This is a genomic window from Aestuariispira ectoiniformans (assembly GCF_025136295.1).
Classification (GTDB): Bacteria; Pseudomonadota; Alphaproteobacteria; order UBA8366; family Aestuariispiraceae; genus Aestuariispira_A; species Aestuariispira_A ectoiniformans.
In genome coordinates, this window is the sequence record NZ_CP062788.1 from 4131277 (window position 1) to 4148088 (window position 16812).

A 16812-nucleotide genomic window follows, 5' to 3' on the forward strand; every position below is an offset into this window, starting at 1 on the left:
AAAACGCGCCTGCAGGGCTGCTTTCCTGCAGGGCAAACTGCCACAGGACGGAACTTTCGCCAAGTCACATCCTGTTACCGTTTTTTGCTATATGTTGCAGATTGTTAAAGAACGGCACCCCCGAAGAAAGACCTAATGCCGGGTGTGCCTGAAAGTGTCCTTGTAGATATCAAGCACCTTCAAGACATCCTTGCGTTGTTCGGGACTGATACCGGTGAGCCTGCCGCCCAGTATCATCCGAATATTGTCACCCGTTCCGCCCCGTGCGGATACCGCCACGATCAGGCTATGTGCCAGATCAGGGCCGATAACCGCGGCAAGACGCGTTTCCAGCTTTGGCAAACCGTTATACATGGAGTGGGCCATGGCACCATACTCCCCCATACCAGAACGTCCCCCCATACTTCCTTCAAGGGCAGATTACCATATTTAAATAAATTTTTGATAAAATTTTATCAAATGGATATTCGCTTCCCGTAACCCTGAAACGATATCGGCGCAAAAGAAAATAATTCGATCATAAATCAATCATTTCTTTCCCTTTGCAACCATTCTGTAACGCATCTACTGTATGCCAAGCGCAAATCACCGCATGACACACCAGAATTAGAGTATGGCCCAGCAACAACAGATATTTGAACGGCAAACAAAAATTGCCGAACTCGTCCGAACGGCAGGTTTTATCAGCGTAGATAGTCTGGCACAGCATTTCGGCGTCACACCGCAAACCATCCGGCGCGACGTGAACAAACTTTGCGACGAGGGCATGCTGCGTCGTATTCACGGCGGCGTTGCCCCACCGGCGGATCGCCCCAACATCGACTATCGCAAACGAAAGCTGATCAATCTCAAAGCCAAGGAAGAGATCGCCGCCACCGTGGCCGAACGCATTCCGGATCATGCCAGCCTTGCCATTTCCATCGGCACGACACCCGAACTATGCGCCAAGGCCCTGAGCGGCCACAGCCATCTGCGCATTTTTACGAATAATTTCAACGCAGCCTTCGTCTGCTGTGAAAACGCCACTTTTGAAGTCACCGTTCCGGGTGGCCGTTTGCGCAACAAGGACAAGGACCTTTTGGGAAGCTCCGCCGTTGATCTTTTCAAGGCCTATAAAGTAGACGTGGGCGTATTCGGGGTGGGCGGCGTGGACAGCGACGGCACCCTGCTGGACTTCTACGAAGGCGAGGTCGGCGCACGGCAGGCGATCCTGGCGAATTGCCGCCGCGCCTATCTGGTTCTGGACCAGAGCAAATTCGGCCGCACCGCCCATGTCCGCGGCGGCCATATCACCGAGGTGGATGCGGTTTTCTGCGATGCCCCACCACCGGAAAGCATCCGGCATATTCTGGAAGACGCCGGGGTCGAACTTGTTATCTGTGACAATGGCGGAAAAAAGAAACGGCCAGCCCTGGGATAGGCGTTGCCATTCCCGACCGGGGGCGGCATCTTCTTCGTCTCATAAAAACGGAATACTTGGGGGGTGGGCATCATGACAGAGCCGATGACGTTCAGGCATACGCTGGTCTTTGACCTCGACGGCACATTGATCGAAAGCGACCGTGACCTGGCCCGGGCCGCGAACCGCCTTCTGGCCGAACGGGACCGCCCCGCGTTGACGCTGGACCGCGTCCGCAGTTTTGTCGGTGATGGTGCCAGAAAGCTGGTGGAACGCTGTTTTGAAGCCACCGGCGGCCTGCCCGCCTCTCTGGACGACCTGACCGCCCGTTTCATTGCCCTTTATGAAGAAAACATCGCCGACGAGACGACTGCCTTTGACGGGGTCCATGAAACCCTGACGGCGTTGCGTGCAAAGGGTCATCGTCTTGCCGTCTGCACCAACAAGCCGGAAACGGCAACGCGTCGCCTGCTCGATATTCTCGGGCTGGCGGATTATTTCGAAGATCTGGTCGGCGGAGACAGCCTGCCGGTGCGCAAACCCGACCCGGGCCATATCCTCGCCCTTCTGGACCGGATGCAGGTTTCGCCGAAAGACGCCGTTATGGTGGGCGACAGCGGCAATGACATTTTCGCCGGACGGGACGCAGGCCTGAAGACGATTCTGGTGACTTTCGGCTATTGTCGCACACCGCATGAGAAATTACCGGCGGATGCCATGGTCGATCATTTCAGCCAAATCCCGGACATTCTCGCGCAGTTCAGTCAGCCCCACCGCAAGGCAGGCACGAACGCGCTTGACAGTGCAGCCCCCGCCCCGTAAACACCGCTCCGCACGCCACACGGCGGCATCGTCCAAAAAGCGACGGACGGGCGCGTAGCTCAGCGGGAGAGCACTGCCTTCACACGGCAGGGGTCACAGGTTCAATCCCTGTCGCGCCCACCATATTTAGCCACCACTACGAAATTTTATTGCTATTTTCTGCAAACCGTGTTTATTGCGCTGCACAGGCACCGTGCGAAGAGAACGACCCGATCGTTGGCAGTGTTTGTAGGGTGCAGCGGGCCACAGGCCCTGCAGTTTTATAAGTGTGCTATAAGCACGAACACCCCCAGAGGCTGATCTCCGCAAGCTTCCACGGAAAACGCCGCCGCGGCATAGCATGTGCCGTCCGCGTGGCCCATTGACGAGAGTTATTGCTTGACCCAATTTACCGACCTTGGTCTTACCAAGGCTATCCTTCGTGCCGTATCGGACGAAGGCTACACCAATCCCACCCCGATTCAGGCCCAGGTCATCCCCGCCATGCTGGCAGGCAAGGATGTTCTTGGCACCGCACAGACCGGAACCGGCAAAACCGCCTCCTTCGTGCTGCCCCTGTTGCATCGGATCGTTGACGAGAAGCTGCGCCCGCGCGAGAAAAGCTGCGGCGCGCTGATCCTTGTGCCGACGCGTGAGCTGGCCGCCCAGGTGGTGGACAATATCCGCAACTATGGCCGGCATATGAAACATTCCGTTGCCATGGTCATCGGCGGCGCAAAAGCAGGCCCGCAGATCCAGGCCATGAAACGCGGCGTCGACATTCTGGTCGCGACGCCCGGCCGGTTGGAAGACCTGGTCTCCACCGGCGACATCCGCCTGGACGCCACGCAGACCGTCATCCTGGATGAGGCCGACCAGATGCTGGATTTCGGCTTTGTCCCGGCGATCCGCCGCATCCTGAAAAAGATCCCGGCAGCACGGCAAACGGCGCTTTTGTCTGCCACGATGCCGCCCGCCATCCGCTCGCTTGCCGATGACTTCCTAAACCAGCCGGAAGAAATTTCCGTTGCGAAGGTTTCCAAACCGATCGAAAAGATCCAGCAGAAAGTGATCTATTCGGCGAAAACAGCCAAACGCAATCTGCTGGTCGAAGTCCTGAACGCAGAGGACATTGACCGCGCCGTCGTCTTTACCCGCACCAAACACGGCGCGAACAAGGTGACCCAGCATCTGGACAAGGCCGGACTTTCCGCCGCCGCCATTCATGGTAACAAGAGCCAGAACCAGCGGCAGTTGGCCCTGGCAGGCTTCCGTTCCGGCAAGATCAAGATTCTGGTCGCCACCGACATTGCCGCACGCGGCATCGACGTGGACGGCGTCTCCCATGTGGTCAACTTTGAGCTGCCCAATGTGCCTGAGGTCTATGTCCACCGGATCGGTCGGACGGCGCGCGCGGGCAAAAGCGGCATTGCCATCTCCCTGGTCGAAGAGACGGAAATCCCCTATCTGCGGGATATCCAGAAACTGATCGGTGAAAAGATCGAGGCGGCAAACGATCCCGTTGTTTCGGGCGAAGCGAATGACAATAGCGCTGCGGAACCCAGCCGTAACACGCCCAACCAGCGGAACCAGCGTAATCGCGGCCGCGGCCGCGGTCGTGGCAAGCCCTCAGCCGACAAAGCACAGGGTGACAAGCCACAGCAGGCACAAAGCAAAAGCCGCCCGGCCAAAGGCCCGAAGAGACCGGCTTCTAAAAAGCCAGCCTCAAGGAAACAGGGTGGACGCCGGACTGGTGACGATTCCGCGAAGGCGGGCCTGAACCGAATGTTTGCCAATATCGGCACCAAAGGCTGACCTGCTCTTCCGGAGCAATCAACTGTCTATCGCCGCCATAAAGGCCGGGGGATATCGCTCTCCTTCGGTCTTTGGCGGCAGCCTTTCCTCCAGATGCAAAAGATCGTCCTGCGTCAGCACCAGTTGTGCGGCCTGCGCATTTTCCCGAACCCTCTGCGGGTTGCGTGTTCCCGGAATAGGAATGACCCTGCCCTGGCGGTGCAACAGCCAGGCCAGCGCCACCTGCGCAGGCGTAGCATCTTTCTCTCGCGCAAGCCTTTCCAGGGCATCAACAAATCCTTTGTTCGCAGCCATGCTTTCCGGTTGGTAGCGGGGATTGTGCCGCCGCATATCCACAGGCGCCAGTTGATCGACCGACTTTATCTGCCCCGCCAGAAAGCCACGCCCCAACGGGCTATAGGCCAACAGGGCAATATCCTTATCCGCCAGGGCCTGCAAAATGCCGTCTTCCACATGGCGTTCCCAAAGGGAATATTCGGTCTCCAGAACCGCCAGCGGATGAACCTCATGCGCCCGCACAATCGTCGCCGGTGAGGCTTCCGACAGTCCGATTTCCCGCACCTTACCGGCCAGCACCAGATCGCGCAGAACGCCAACGCTTTCCTCGATCGGCACAGCCGGGTCGACGCGGCAAAGGATCAGAATATCAATCGCCTCGACATTCAGGCGCCGAAGCGAGTTTTCACAGGCCTCGCGCAGATAGGCAGGGCTGCCGTCAATCCGCGTGGGCCTTCCATTCTCATCCGGCCGCATGCCTGTTTTCGTGGCCAGGAGCATTTGATGACGACGCTCCGCCACGACTTCGCCAATCAGGGTTTCATTCGCGCCCCTGCCGTAGAAATCGGCTGTGTCCATCAGATTGATACCGCAATCAATGGCCGCATGAATCGTTCTCAGCGCCTGCGACCTGTCGACGGCCCCATAGCCACCGCTCAACCCCATACAGCCCAACCCCATGGCGGAAACCGCCATGCCGCTTTTTCCGATTCGCCGTTGCTCCATTTCACATCACTCGTCTATAGTTTGCCGGAGAGGTGGAAATAGCCGCTATGGATCGCTCGGGATTGGATAAATCGGCCAGACAGGCGGAAATTTGTTTTCGCCCCCAGGGCCCCTTGTGCCGGATCGTGCGCGAAATTGCGATCTCGCAACAGCCTTCCCTGGCAAAAGACGCAGTCCTTCTGCCACGTGGTGGTATGGACCTTCTGTTCTTTCTGGGTGAACAGACTGCCGCAGCATTTCTCATGGGAACATATACATCCGTTCGACGGAAGCCCGGAAACAGAAAGGGACAAACACTGGCTGTCCGCTTTTACCCGGGCGGACATGCAGGCATTTTTCCGGACACCGCAAAAGAACTGGCCAATAGCCACACCCCTGTCGGCAGCCTGGAGGCAAAGGGGATTACAGAGCTTCTGAACCGTCTGGCGGATGAGCCCGATACCCGCAAACGCCTGACATTGCTGGAAAATGACCTGACCGGCCGGATGAGGACGGTTTCATCCAAACGCTTTGCCCTGCTCAGCCATTCGACAAAACTGATGGATGGCGGAATTATGGGCATCCGGGAGCTGGCCGGTGCCGTGGACAGCACGCCACGCAGCCTGCACCGGCTGTTTCTGGAGGAACTTGGCATAAGCCCCAAGAATTTCAGCAGGATCATCCGCTTCCGCAGGGCCGTTGCGGAGGCGAGGAACACACAATCCCCCGACTGGGCCGGGATCGCAGCGGGCTGCGGCTATTATGACCAGTCGCATATGATCCGGGACTTTCAGGCAATCGCGCGGACCTCTCCTCAAAAACTCCTGAAGGAAATCGGCGCAAAAGTCTAATTTGAAGCGTCGGAACAATACCCTTCCAGCAGATTCCGTTTTTTCTGCAACCCTTCCCACAGGAAATCAAGCAGGGCCCTTACCCTGGCCGCATGGCGCAGATCGGGATGCACCAGCAGCCAAAGCTCCGTCTCCATGGCCGGAACCGGGTCGGAAAGGCGACATAGGCCGGGATCGGGATCCCCCAGGTAGCAAGGCAGGGCAGCCACGCCCAACCCCGCGCCCGCCGCAACGGACAGCGCCAGAAGCGAATTGGCCTTATGGACAATCCGCTCCGCCGGTATCTGCGAGGCAATCCATCTGGCGGACCGGCTCTGGCTCAAGCTGTCATCGGGGCAAAGCCAGTCGTGGGCGTCCAACGCCAGGTCTTTTCCCCGCCCCGACAGGTAGTCCTCAGAGGCATAAAGAGCCGTGCCCACAATGGATATCCTGCGCCCCGCCAGCTCTTCCGGCGCAGAGGCAGCGGGGCGGAGCGCCACATCCGCGTCACGCTTGCTGAGGCGGAAAAAGGCGTTGTCGATTGCCGTCTCCACAACGATCGCCGGGTATTCCTCGTGGAAGGCCTGCAACAGCGGCGCAACCGTTGTCATCAGCGTATCCGGCAGGGTCAGGCGGACAACGCCTGACGGGCTCAAAGCCTCCCCGGCGACACGCCGCTCCAGTTCACCCAAGGCATCCAGTATCTGTGCTGCGGCGGCGATTACTTCTTCTCCGGCCGGGGTCGGTACATATCCATCCCGGGCCCGGTTGAACAAATGCGCGCCCAAGCGTGCCTCCAACGCCTGCAAACGCCGGAAGGCCGTCGAATGGTCAATCTGTAGCGACCGCGCCGCGCCTGTAAGACTGCCCATCTCGCCAATTGCCTGGGCGAGACGCAAGTCATCCCATTTGTATTTATCTTGCATAATATGCAAACACATCTTTCAGTTTTGCCGTATTTCCTTGCAAAGATAACAATCCAATATCCGTCATGCAATTCACCCCTTTGCAATCCGCGCAAGGATTGCCAACCCTCATGGGAGGAAAACATGACGGAACTCACGCTCATCAGTTACGATCTCTGCCCCTATGTTCAGCGGGCCTCTATTGCCCTGCAGGAAAAAGGCATCCCTTTCAAACGCATCAATATCGACCTCAACAACAAGCCGGACTGGTTTTTGGAGATCTCGCCACGCGGTAAGGTTCCCTTGTTGAAACTCGAGGACGGCACCGTTCTCTTCGAATCCTCCGTTATTTGCGAATATCTGGAAGACCGGTATCCCAATCCCCTGCACCCGCGCGATCCGATCGCAAGGGCGGGCCATCGTGCCTGGATGGAATTCGGGACGGCGGTGCTGGGCGATATCTGGCATTTGGAAACAACAGGCAACGAGGCCGTTTATCACCAGAGGGCTGCCGCCATTCGCCAGAAATTCCAGCGCGTGGAAGACGTTCTGCAAGACGGCCCCTATTTTGCCGGAACCACCTTTTCGCTGGTCGACGCTGTATTCGGGCCTGTGTTCCGCTATTTCGACCTGTTCGATCAACTGGCCGACCATGGCATCTTCGATGACCTGCCAAAGATTCGGGCCTGGCGCAGCGCCCTTGCTGACCGCACCAGCATTCACGATGCGGTGGCGCCCACATACCTGGACCGCCTGCGGTCATTCCTCGCCGACCACGACGCCTACCTCTTGCGGCAGGCCCGTGAAGAGGCGCTGGCATGACCTCTTCAATTGCCTGGATATTGCTCATAATATCCGGATTGCTTGATGTCGCCTGGGCCGTCAGCATGAAATATGCTGACGGCTACAGCCGGCCTGGCTGGTCGGTCCTGTCTCTCGGATTGCTCGCGGCTTTCGTCTATCTTCTTGGACGGTCACTGGCAGTATTGCCGGTGGGAACCGCCTATGCGGTCTGGACAGGTATTGGTGCGGTCGGCACCACCGCATTGGGAGTTTTTCTGTTCCAGGAGCCTGTCAACGCCATCCGCCTGTGCTCCGTCTTCCTCGTCGTCGCGGGGATTGCAGGACTGAAGCTGTCATCGTAATCGGGCATCACGCACCCGCCTCCCTCCTACCCAACCACCGCATACCATTGGTTTCACCGTGATATAGTTGGATATCGCACCCTGTGGGAGGGGCCCGATGACGACATTGGTTTTTCGACTTTGGCTGGTTATAGCCACTGCACTTTGGTTGTATTTCGGGCCGAAGACCTTTTTTGACAATCAGGATTACCGTGAAACGATCCAACAGATTTCATCAATCGAATCAAGTCAATCGCCACCGCAGGCGGACATGGCGCGCAGGAACACCCTGCCCGCAGGCGCACAGGAGACGCGCAATCAGTATGAAAGCGCTTTGGAAAAACGCAGCCAGTTAAGAGAACGCCTGACCACGGACCTGATCGGCATCACCGTTCCCCTTGCCTTTCTTGTCCTTTTCTGGCTCGCAAGCGGACCGATGCGCAGAAGATAGCGCAATCACAACCCCTGATTGGTTGACCGAAAAGTCACTATAGTAGTAACAGAAACGCGGGTAACGGCAGATAAGATGAAATGTCATTCCCACTCGGGAAATTCGAGAGTAGAATATATCAATTATTGAAGTGATTTCGAACAACCCGGCGACCAAAAAGGTAACGCCGGGTAGCTGTTATTCTTGGGGGATTTATGAAAGGCCTGTGCAAGCTCTTGAAGCGGCGTCGCACCATGGTATGGAAATCGGCCTGTTCATTGCCGGTTCTCCTCTCTGCCTTCCTGTCGGTTGCGGCTTCGGCCTCCCCTTTGAATAAGGAAATCATTTTTGCCTATCCCCCTCAGGGATACCCGCCCTATATCATCACCGCAGACGGCGACGGCGCCCCCACCGGTATTGTTGCAGACGCCTTTTCGCAGATTTCACGGGAGACCGGCTACAAGGTTGTCTTTCGCCAATATCCCGACCGGCGCGCGCAAATCCTGCTACAGCGTGGCAAGATCGACGCCATCGCCTTTGCCCGTGAGTGGGTCCAGTCGCCCGACAACTATCGTTGGACAAAGCCCCTCCTGAAAGTGGCCGACCATCTGATCTTCGATGCCCACAGGGTGATCAAACACGCCGACATCCAAAGCCTGCGCGGCAAGATGATCGGCACCATGGTTGCCTTCATCTACCCCAGCTTTGAAAACGCCTTTAATACCCAGGCAATCACACGAACAGATGCACCGGCGTTCAGGAACCTGTTCCTGATGCTTAAGTCCGGACGCGTCGATGCCGTCCTTCTGGATGAGCGTGTGGCCGGGTGGTATATCGCACAGTCTCCGGACCTTCGGCCAGACGACTTCGCCATCCGCAAACCCGGATTTGACGCTGTCGGCTATCGCATCATGATGCCAACCCTCACTCCGTTGGGCTGGGAGGGTTTCATTGAGAAATACGATAAGAAGCTGGATCAGTGGAAATCCAATGGCCATCTGCAGGCCCTCATCAGCCGCTACGCAATCAAGCTCAAGCAGGCTACCCGCGACGGTGAAGACGGCTCTTAAGACGCGTCGGGATGCACCTCGGCCATGATCTGGATTGCGTGACCGTCCCAGTTGATCGCACCATCAGCCGGTAGATCGCCCGGATTTCTGCCGTCGATCTGGAGGCTATCACCACCATCGTCATGATGCTGGACCGTCAAAGTGTGTTGCGTCTGACTGCCATCATTATCATTAAACACAACCGTCAAAGTGTTATTGTCGTCGGTCATATCCACGACATCGGCAAGACTTAACGAGGCGTTCAACGGCCCCTCAATACCAGTCATATCAAGAACTTCGACATTGTGCAGGCCCTGATAACCGCCATCCTCAAGGGTAACCGAGTCACCACTGTGAGAAACAACGCGGACCGTGTCCATGCCCTGCCCACCATCCACGCCGGATGTATCGAAATTGCTCAACTTGAGGCTTGAATCCGCGCCCAATGCATCATTGACGACGGCGCTGTAATCCTGGTGACTGCCTAGCTCGCCTCCCGTCAGGGCTGTCGCTGCAATCTGCATGATGTCGTTCCCACGGCCACCCAGCAACAGGTCATCCCCACCGTTACCGACCAAGGTATCATCACCATTCCCACCGACCAGAACGTCCGTGCCAGCCGTACCTTCGAATACGTCTGTCCCATTCCCTCCCAGCCTCAGATTGACCTGGTTGAGATCATAAACCTCGTCACCGACGGAAACCTGCAGGTCTTCCACATCGCTGATATTGAGATTCAGCGCCGAGATATTCAAATCGGTCGCACTGCCGTCATGCAGGGCATTATAGGCGTCTCTCAATTCACCCAATGCGCTTACCCATTGATCCGACGAACCGTCAAGGTGGATTTTCAGCAGGTCATCACCCCCGCCGCCCTCAACACTGGTTGAGGTGGAAAGGTCATCGCCCTGCGAGAACGATACCGACAGGATATCATTCCCTTCCGTGCCCGAAATCGTCACGCCCCCGTCGGACCCACCCGAACCTGGATCTGGGTCAGGGGCTGGAGCAGGATCTGGGGCAGTGTCAGATGTGGTGCCAGTGACATCCTGCTGAGCGTTGTTGTTGTCGCCTGCGCCGACCGTGCCACTCTGGTCGCCTGCCGGGGAACCGGTCGCTCCGTCGTCACCCGGGAGTGTATCGACACCATCATCCGCACCCGTGCCGGTATCTGCCGCCGCACCGGCCACGGTCTGGTCAAACTGGTCCAGGAAGGCCTGGTTCCCTACCCCCGCGTCGGCCCCGGCGGGCCCTGATGCCGCGTCCACGCCGCCGCCATCGCCTGATGGTGCGTCGTTCTGACCGTGATTGCTGTGATTCAATTCACTGGGGTCGATATGCGGTTGCGGTGGATGCAAATCCAACGCGCGGCCATAAGTGTCATGCTGTCCGCCCGGGTCCAGGGAGAAGACATCCGACGGCGATGACAGGGAACTTGCCACCTGGGTGGAATCCCCGAAGGCCGCCAGAAGGGAAACGCCATAACTGTTGCCAACGGTCACCGCACCCTCAAAAAGGGTAACAGTGGTCTCACCACCCACGGCGGCAACATCGACACCGTATTTCGTGCCGCGGATACCGATTGTGGCAACCGGCGTCGAGACGGAAACGCTGTCCGGGTCGTTCTTGCCGATGACGCCACTGGCAAAAACAAAAGCACCGCGAACGATGTTAAAGCTTTGCGCGCCAAGATGGGTCGACGGGTCATAGACCATGTCGTCGAGGATAATGCGCCCGTCCTCGCCCATGGACATGGTGCTCTTGTCAACGAAGACGATACCCAAGGCGCCGTCGGAACCGGTTTCAAGAATGTCATCGGCAAAAACCGGGTCACCGTTTTGCAAGGTCTCCCGCGTTCCGTCCGCATGAATGGCAGTCGCTGCCCCTTCAAGCCCTTCGATCGTGCCGATCGGCTGTCCCAGGACATCCGCGTCGCCTGCCTGCGCATATTGACCGGGCGCCAAAGGCCCCGCCATGCGTGTCGCCATGGCAGCGGTAATCACCGCGCCGCCTTCGGTCATGAGATCCGGTGCGATATCGCCAAGGAAGTAATCTTGAAGATGAACCTCGTCCCCGCCAGGCCCGGTCAGGACAAGGTCATGGCCAACACGGCTGTATTCCGCATCCAGGATAAGAGTGCCATGAGGCACGATGACGGTTTCCGCCCCGTCCACGACAATCTGTGTGGCGGCAGGCTGAGCGTCAAAATCCCCATCGGAAAGCTGTCTTGCAGGCATTCCCGATTGTCCTGTCTCTCCGCCCTGGTTTTGCGGCGTTGCCATCCTGTGCCCCTTATTCCCCCCCGGGTTATGCCCCCGGAAATTCAGAGATATTATCGCAGAAAATCCCGGCATTGCCCATTGGTTTATGCCCAATGTCACGCCGGTTTTACAGGCTTCGCAGCAAAACCACACCGGGCTACCGCAAGGCTTGCGCTGTTATAGGGCAGCCTCACGATTTCCCCAAGCATAAATAACGCTTCCCCACCCAGACACCCCTCGCGTTTCTCCTTGATTTAGCGGTACAAACCGGCAAATTTAGCGCAGCAGACATCCCAAACCAAAGGGGCGAGTGAAGATACTATGGCCTATGTTATCGAATGCACAGACAAGGCGAACGCGATTGACATCCGCAAGGCAAACCGGGAAGCCCATCTGATCTATCTGGACAGCCACAAGGACAGAATTATTGCCGCCGGCCCCCTTCTCGACAGCACCGGTGACGGCATGATCGGCTCTCTCCTGATCATGGATTTCGATAATGACGCAGACGTGGAAGCCTTCTGCAGCAATGATCCCTATGCCAAGGCAGGACTGTTCGAAAAAGTCTCCTACCGCCCTTGGAAAAAGGTTTACCCGGCCGGTTAAGCATAACGGGCGGGCAGAAATATCAGGGTTGCGTTGAAATTCTTTCTTTTCAACTTCCTCCCGACAAGATATACAATCGCCCGTCCGCAAGCGACATTTGCGCACCCATAGCTCAGCTGGATAGAGCGCTGCCCTCCGAAGGCAGAGGTCAGAGGTTCGAATCCTCTTGGGTGCGCCATTTTCCTTTTAAAATCAAAATATTACACGAAACTCTAATGTTGATTTTTTACTTGACATTTTGAGTGTGTCACTAGTGTGTCTGGAGTATTCGTTCTGGCTGCTAAAGTAATCGATCGGCGTGGTGCAAGACTAGGGTTAAAATGGGCGTTTTCCCGTAGCGGCACGTAGCGATTTCATTCCCACCTTCTTACAAACGGCAAACAAAATAGTATCATTTTGCAAGCGCCGAGATGCCAATATCGCATATGGCATAGACTAGGCTACAAAGACGCACTCTTTGCGTTAAAAACTTCAAAATTGCAGGCAACATTAATTGAACTATCACAGATAGTATTGGTATATGATATCTGGATAATGAATTGCCTCCAGCACGGGAATGCTAAGGCAAGTGGTTTGGTACACGAGTTTGTCAGGACGGGCTTTGGGAAACATGTCCTGACATTTGGGGTACATGTGAGGGGAAGTATAAGTTGAGAGGCAAGAAGCTAGTTGCCCTGGTTGCATCCACGGCACTGATTTCTGGTTGTGTAACCACCGGACATGATTCCGGCCCCATGAAATCGGAAAATGCCTGTGAGTATGACACAACCACCTATATTGCGGCCGGCGCAGTCGCCGGCGCCGTACTCGGCCTGATTATTGGAGGCAAAAAGAACCGTGCCGCAGGAGCTTTAATCGGAACAGCCGTCGGCGGCATCGCAGGAAAGGCAACACAAAGCTATCTCGAATCTAGGTGCAGGCGCCTGGCTGAAGCGAAGAAACAGCTGAAGGTCGCTACAGTAGAGACAGAGCAGATTCAGGTTCCTCGACTGGACCATGCCCCAGAAGGCAATATGCAAGGTACCGGGCAGGAAGTCGAAACCAGCCCTGCTATCAAGCTGAATATCTCTATCGAAAGTATGTTTGCCAGCGGCAGTTCCTCCCTGAGCCGTGAAGCACGCGAGGACTTCAGAACCCTGGCAAAAACCTTCGCAGATACCGACCGAAAGGTTCTGATCGTCGGCCACACGGATTCAACCGGTGACGACAGGACGAACCAGCAGCTGTCAGAGGAACGCGCGAAGACTGTCGCCCTCCTATTTCAGGAAGAAGGCATTCCGGTCCATTCCCTTTATTTCAAGGGCGCAGGCGCAAGCCAGCCTGTTGCCAGCAATGACACAGTCGAAGGGCGTGCCAAAAATCGTCGTGTCGAAGTCATCGAACTCGAAGACGAAGCGAGCGTCCTGACCTACGCCCAACTCTCAACGTCGAACCCCGAAAGCCTGCCCTTGTCCGCTCCGCCCCGTAGTGATGTCGCTGAGAAAGACAACGAAAACAGCAAGCAAACAAAACCGTCGTCTCAACCGCCCACATTTGCCAAGGCGCTGCGCCAAGACCACTCCCTTGATTTCGGCGGGAAACCAGTGGACCAAACCGGCGCAGACATAGCCTCTCTCGTTGGTGCGGAGAAAGACAGTGGGGGCTTATTGGGCAATGTTTCGATCTTCTCGAAGGCCTTTGCAAGTGACGACCTCTCCGAAAATCCCCTGCTAACCACCAGCTGCATTGCTGATAGTTATCGAGAGCAAGGTGAGGTCAAATCGTTATCAACCGGGACGTCGACAAGACGGTCTATCGGTGACTATGCACCCGGCCTCTACTCGACATCCTGGTCTGAAAAGCTGAATAGCCACTTGGTTGCCATGACGCATGTCGCCGTGTCGCGTGACGGCGACACGGACCCTGGCACACCGGACGTGTTCGTTTTCGCCAATTTCAAGCCGGGCCAGGAAAAACCGACCATCGAGGCAGTTGGGAAGCCCCGAACTTACATGGGAGAGGCAGGTATCCTTTACCGCGTCTTCATGAGTAAAGAAGCTTGGCCTATTCGCTGTATTGACCTGGTTTTCGATCAAAAATCACCAGAGAAGGCAGCCTACGGGCGCCTCTATTACGACAAGGACGGTAAGGTTTACGCCGCCTCCTATATGCCCACCCTCGTCCGTTCGGGCAGTTGATTTTTTCAAGAGAGATTTCGAGATGGATTCTATCATTGATTTTCTGGATGCCTACCGCGCCATCATTGGTGCCGTGGTCGTAACGCTGCTTGCAACAGTCATCATCATCAAATGGTGGGACGAGGTAAAACTTTTTTGGAAGAGCGTCGGCTACGGCCTTCCGCTGATCGGCAAGGTCAGCCGCCTTTCAAAAGACACAGCACGCGATAGCTCGGGATGGTTCCAGTCAGAGAAGGCCCTGTGTCATTCCTTCTATTCCGACATCAAAAAAATTGCCGCTGATCCTCAGATGTTTGACCGTGCCACCAGTTATCTGGGCAAAGTACAAGAGCGTGGTCGTAACGAACTCAGCCTCTTCATGTGGGTCGTCATCGTCGCCCTGGTCTTCGTGGAAGCCCTCGGCTTTGCCTATGTGCTGTCGGGTTATACACTGCCGGGTGCCAGCGAAAAAATGCAGGTGCAGGGCGCCTTCGGCATCGCATTTCTAATTTCCTGTGTACTTGTCTGGCTCACCCACAGTGCCGGTTCTGAATTCCATAAGCGCAGCTTAATCAAAAAGGCCCGCACCTGGTGGCAGCACGATCAGTCGCCGGAGCGGCCGAATTTGATTGGTGCCCGAAATGACGTGTCTCTCGAGAATGACCATTTTGATGACGGCATGCCGAGCTATCTACAAATCGTTCACCGTCTGGACACCAATGCCCGCGTAACACCTGGTTTCCCAATTTGGTCTACCATCGCTTTCGCGGCCATCGCATTTGTTGCGATTGGGGCAACTGTTGTTCGGTATGAAACCTATAAGCAGGAACGTGTAGCAGAATCCACGCTGGGATCCGTTTCGACATCTGAGGGCGGTTTTTCCCTTGAAAACCTGATGGGGAATTCGGAACTGCCTTCCGCGATAACGGAGCCTCAAGCAGAAGCAGACAAAGCCGCGGAAGATGAAAGTGCTGGTTCTCGGGATACGGCCAACTTTACCACCTACGCAATTCTGGCGGTTCTGTTCGTCCTTATTCAGGTCATGGGTATTGGTATCGGCTATCGCACCGGATTTGCCGGGCGAGAATCGAAGAAGGCTCGAGGCATCATTCAGGACTTCAACAGCCGGGCGGAATATGAAACCTGGTACGAGCGCAAGAGAGATGCCATCGCGCGCATTGCACAAAAGCATTTGTCAGCCCTGCAAAGCAAACTGGCCCAATATGCACAGGAAATGAGTATTGATCGTGAAGATCGCAATATTCTGCACTCTGCTGCGGACCGGACTTTCCCGGTTCATTATGAGAACCAGTTGAAGGAAGAAGAGCGTCTCCGTCGCACCAGTGAGGCCATCACCAGCGAACGAAAACGAACCGTGACACCAACGGCTTCCGCGGTCGACGCAATGGCCACAAATGAGAACATTCGTACGAAGGCTGAGCCCCCCGACACAAGAACAGAAACGCCGGAAGAGATGGAAGCCCGCCTCCGTGCGGAGCTAATGGCGGAAGCCACCAGAGCGGCGGAGCCCAAAGAAACCGAAGAGCAGATGCGTGAACGGCTGCGCAGAGAAATGGGGATTTCCGACAATTGATGGCGACAATGACAGAAATACTTCGGAAGCTGTGCCTGCCCCTTGCTCTGGTTACGCTCGCAACCGGCCTTTCGGCTCACGCCGTTGCCGCGACAAAAGAGATCGGCAGCTGTTACAACGCCGTCAAACTCAACGACATGGCCGCCCCGGCACTGAAGCGGGAAATCTATGTGGTGGTGGACCAAACCGTCGAGTTTGATTTGCCGTTGCAGGAGCAGGCCTATCAAAAGCTCATGAAATTCCTACGCCCTGGCGACCGCGTGGTTCTTGTTAGTTTTTCGGCCTATGCCAAAGGCCGATATACCCAAGTCCTTTTTGATGGAACGCTGGATACAAGGCTTGACGACGAACAGCGCTATGACGTTCCCAAAAAAATCCTAAAAGTTCTGGACCATTGTTTCAGTGTTCAGGATCAGGGCGTGCGTCAACTCACGGGGAAAACGCTTATTGAGATATTCAAAGGCGCTCGCAGCGACCTACCCAATACCGAGATCATTCAAACCCTGCGCCTGGTCGCAAATCAACTCATGTCCAAGCCCAAAGCGCCACAGCAATATCTCTTCATCATCTCCGATATGCTGGAACACTCAGAAGTGACGTCGTTTTACAGCCATGGGTCGGTGCGACACCTTGATCCCCAGGCTGAACTGGAAAAAGTGAAAAAACTGGGGCCTCTTGGAGACAGTTACAACGACACCAAAGTCTACGTCTTGGGTGCCGCCTATTCTCTGAAAGGCACCTATCGCTCATCCGTAGAAATGAAATCCGTCCGGGCATTCTGGCAAGCGTATTTCGATGCATCTGGCGGTCATCTGATCGAGTTTGGTATGCCGGCGCTGTTGGGGGAGATTGGGGAGTGAA

At 56.1% G+C, this 16812-nt stretch carries 16 protein-coding genes and 2 tRNA genes; 14 read left to right on the forward strand and 4 right to left on the reverse strand.

Annotation, left to right across the window (positions count from 1 at the left end):
* Positions 1-132 precede the first annotated feature (132 nt).
* Positions 133-384 carry a hypothetical protein gene (locus IF205_RS19460; protein ID WP_259781017.1) on the reverse strand — a complete coding sequence of 84 codons (252 nt, stop codon included), beginning with the start codon at positions 382-384 and terminating at the stop codon, positions 133-135.
* A gap of 229 nt (positions 385-613) precedes the next feature.
* On the opposite strand from IF205_RS19460, the gene IF205_RS19465 reads away from it, so the two are divergent.
* The 4 genes from IF205_RS19465 to IF205_RS19480 all read left to right on the forward strand — a co-directional run bounded on the left by IF205_RS19465 (position 614) and on the right by IF205_RS19480 (position 4015).
* A complete protein-coding gene (locus IF205_RS19465; RefSeq protein ID WP_259781018.1) occupies positions 614-1420 on the forward strand; it encodes a DeoR/GlpR family DNA-binding transcription regulator in 807 nt (268 codons plus the stop codon).
* 72 nt (positions 1421-1492) lie between these two features.
* Positions 1493-2221 carry a phosphoglycolate phosphatase gene (gene gph, locus IF205_RS19470; RefSeq protein ID WP_259781019.1) on the forward strand — a complete coding sequence of 243 codons (729 nt, stop codon included), beginning with the start codon at positions 1493-1495 and terminating at the stop codon, positions 2219-2221.
* Positions 2222-2269: 48 nt separating this feature from the next.
* A tRNA-Val gene (locus tag IF205_RS19475) sits at positions 2270-2344 on the forward strand.
* A gap of 255 nt (positions 2345-2599) precedes the next feature.
* On the forward strand, positions 2600-4015 hold the full coding sequence (locus tag IF205_RS19480) for a DEAD/DEAH box helicase (RefSeq protein ID WP_259781020.1): 1416 nt from the start codon (positions 2600-2602) through the stop codon (positions 4013-4015).
* An 18-nt stretch (positions 4016-4033) separates the two neighbouring features.
* On the opposite strand, the gene IF205_RS19485 is transcribed toward IF205_RS19480, so the two are convergent.
* Positions 4034-5017, reverse strand: a complete 984-nt coding sequence (locus IF205_RS19485; RefSeq protein WP_259781021.1) for an aldo/keto reductase — start codon at positions 5015-5017, stop codon at positions 4034-4036.
* Positions 5018-5064: 47 nt separating this feature from the next.
* Between IF205_RS19485 and IF205_RS19490 the strand changes: the two genes are divergently transcribed.
* Positions 5065-5847, forward strand: coding sequence for a helix-turn-helix domain-containing protein (locus tag IF205_RS19490; protein ID WP_259781022.1), 783 nt, complete (start codon positions 5065-5067; stop codon positions 5845-5847).
* Here the strand turns inward: IF205_RS19490 and IF205_RS19495 are convergent.
* On the reverse strand, positions 5844-6752 hold the full coding sequence (locus tag IF205_RS19495) for a LysR family transcriptional regulator (RefSeq protein WP_259781023.1): 909 nt from the start codon (positions 6750-6752) through the stop codon (positions 5844-5846). The genes IF205_RS19490 and IF205_RS19495 overlap by 4 nt on opposite strands.
* 123 nt (positions 6753-6875) lie before the next feature.
* Between IF205_RS19495 and IF205_RS19500 the strand changes: the two genes are divergently transcribed.
* The 4 genes from IF205_RS19500 to IF205_RS19515 all read left to right on the forward strand — a co-directional run bounded on the left by IF205_RS19500 (position 6876) and on the right by IF205_RS19515 (position 9355).
* Positions 6876-7553, forward strand: a complete 678-nt coding sequence (locus IF205_RS19500) for a glutathione S-transferase family protein (RefSeq protein WP_259781024.1) — start codon at positions 6876-6878, stop codon at positions 7551-7553.
* Positions 7550-7876: a DMT family transporter gene (locus tag IF205_RS19505; RefSeq protein ID WP_259781025.1), complete on the forward strand. Its 327-nt coding sequence runs from the start codon at positions 7550-7552 to the stop codon at positions 7874-7876. The genes IF205_RS19500 and IF205_RS19505 overlap by 4 nt, the downstream gene beginning before the upstream one ends.
* Positions 7877-7973: 97 nt before the next feature.
* Positions 7974-8306 (forward strand): hypothetical protein, encoded by a 333-nt coding sequence (locus IF205_RS19510; RefSeq protein ID WP_259781026.1) that lies wholly within the window; start codon positions 7974-7976, stop codon positions 8304-8306.
* A gap of 233 nt (positions 8307-8539) precedes the next feature.
* Positions 8540-9355, forward strand: a complete 816-nt coding sequence (locus tag IF205_RS19515) for a substrate-binding periplasmic protein (RefSeq protein WP_259781027.1) — start codon at positions 8540-8542, stop codon at positions 9353-9355.
* On the opposite strand, the gene IF205_RS19520 is transcribed toward IF205_RS19515, so the two are convergent.
* Positions 9352-11616, reverse strand: a complete 2265-nt coding sequence (locus IF205_RS19520; RefSeq protein WP_259781028.1) for a FecR domain-containing protein — start codon at positions 11614-11616, stop codon at positions 9352-9354. The genes IF205_RS19515 and IF205_RS19520 overlap by 4 nt on opposite strands.
* A 300-nt stretch (positions 11617-11916) precedes the next feature.
* Between IF205_RS19520 and IF205_RS19525 the strand changes: the two genes are divergently transcribed.
* The 5 genes from IF205_RS19525 to IF205_RS19545 all read left to right on the forward strand — a co-directional run bounded on the left by IF205_RS19525 (position 11917) and on the right by IF205_RS19545 (position 16811).
* Positions 11917-12201, forward strand: a complete 285-nt coding sequence (locus IF205_RS19525) for a YciI family protein (protein ID WP_259781029.1) — start codon at positions 11917-11919, stop codon at positions 12199-12201.
* A gap of 101 nt (positions 12202-12302) precedes the next feature.
* Positions 12303-12379, forward strand: a tRNA-Arg gene (locus IF205_RS19530).
* Between the two features lie 472 nt (positions 12380-12851).
* Entirely contained in the window at positions 12852-14378 is a 1527-nt protein-coding gene (locus IF205_RS19535) for an OmpA family protein (protein ID WP_259781030.1), read from the forward strand.
* 22 nt (positions 14379-14400) lie between these two features.
* Positions 14401-15951, forward strand: a complete 1551-nt coding sequence (locus IF205_RS19540; protein ID WP_259781031.1) for a CCDC34 family protein — start codon at positions 14401-14403, stop codon at positions 15949-15951.
* Positions 15951-16811 carry a hypothetical protein gene (locus IF205_RS19545; RefSeq protein ID WP_259781032.1) on the forward strand — a complete coding sequence of 287 codons (861 nt, stop codon included), beginning with the start codon at positions 15951-15953 and terminating at the stop codon, positions 16809-16811. Before IF205_RS19540 ends, IF205_RS19545 begins: the two co-directional genes overlap by 1 nt.
* Position 16812: the final 1 nt, after the last annotated feature.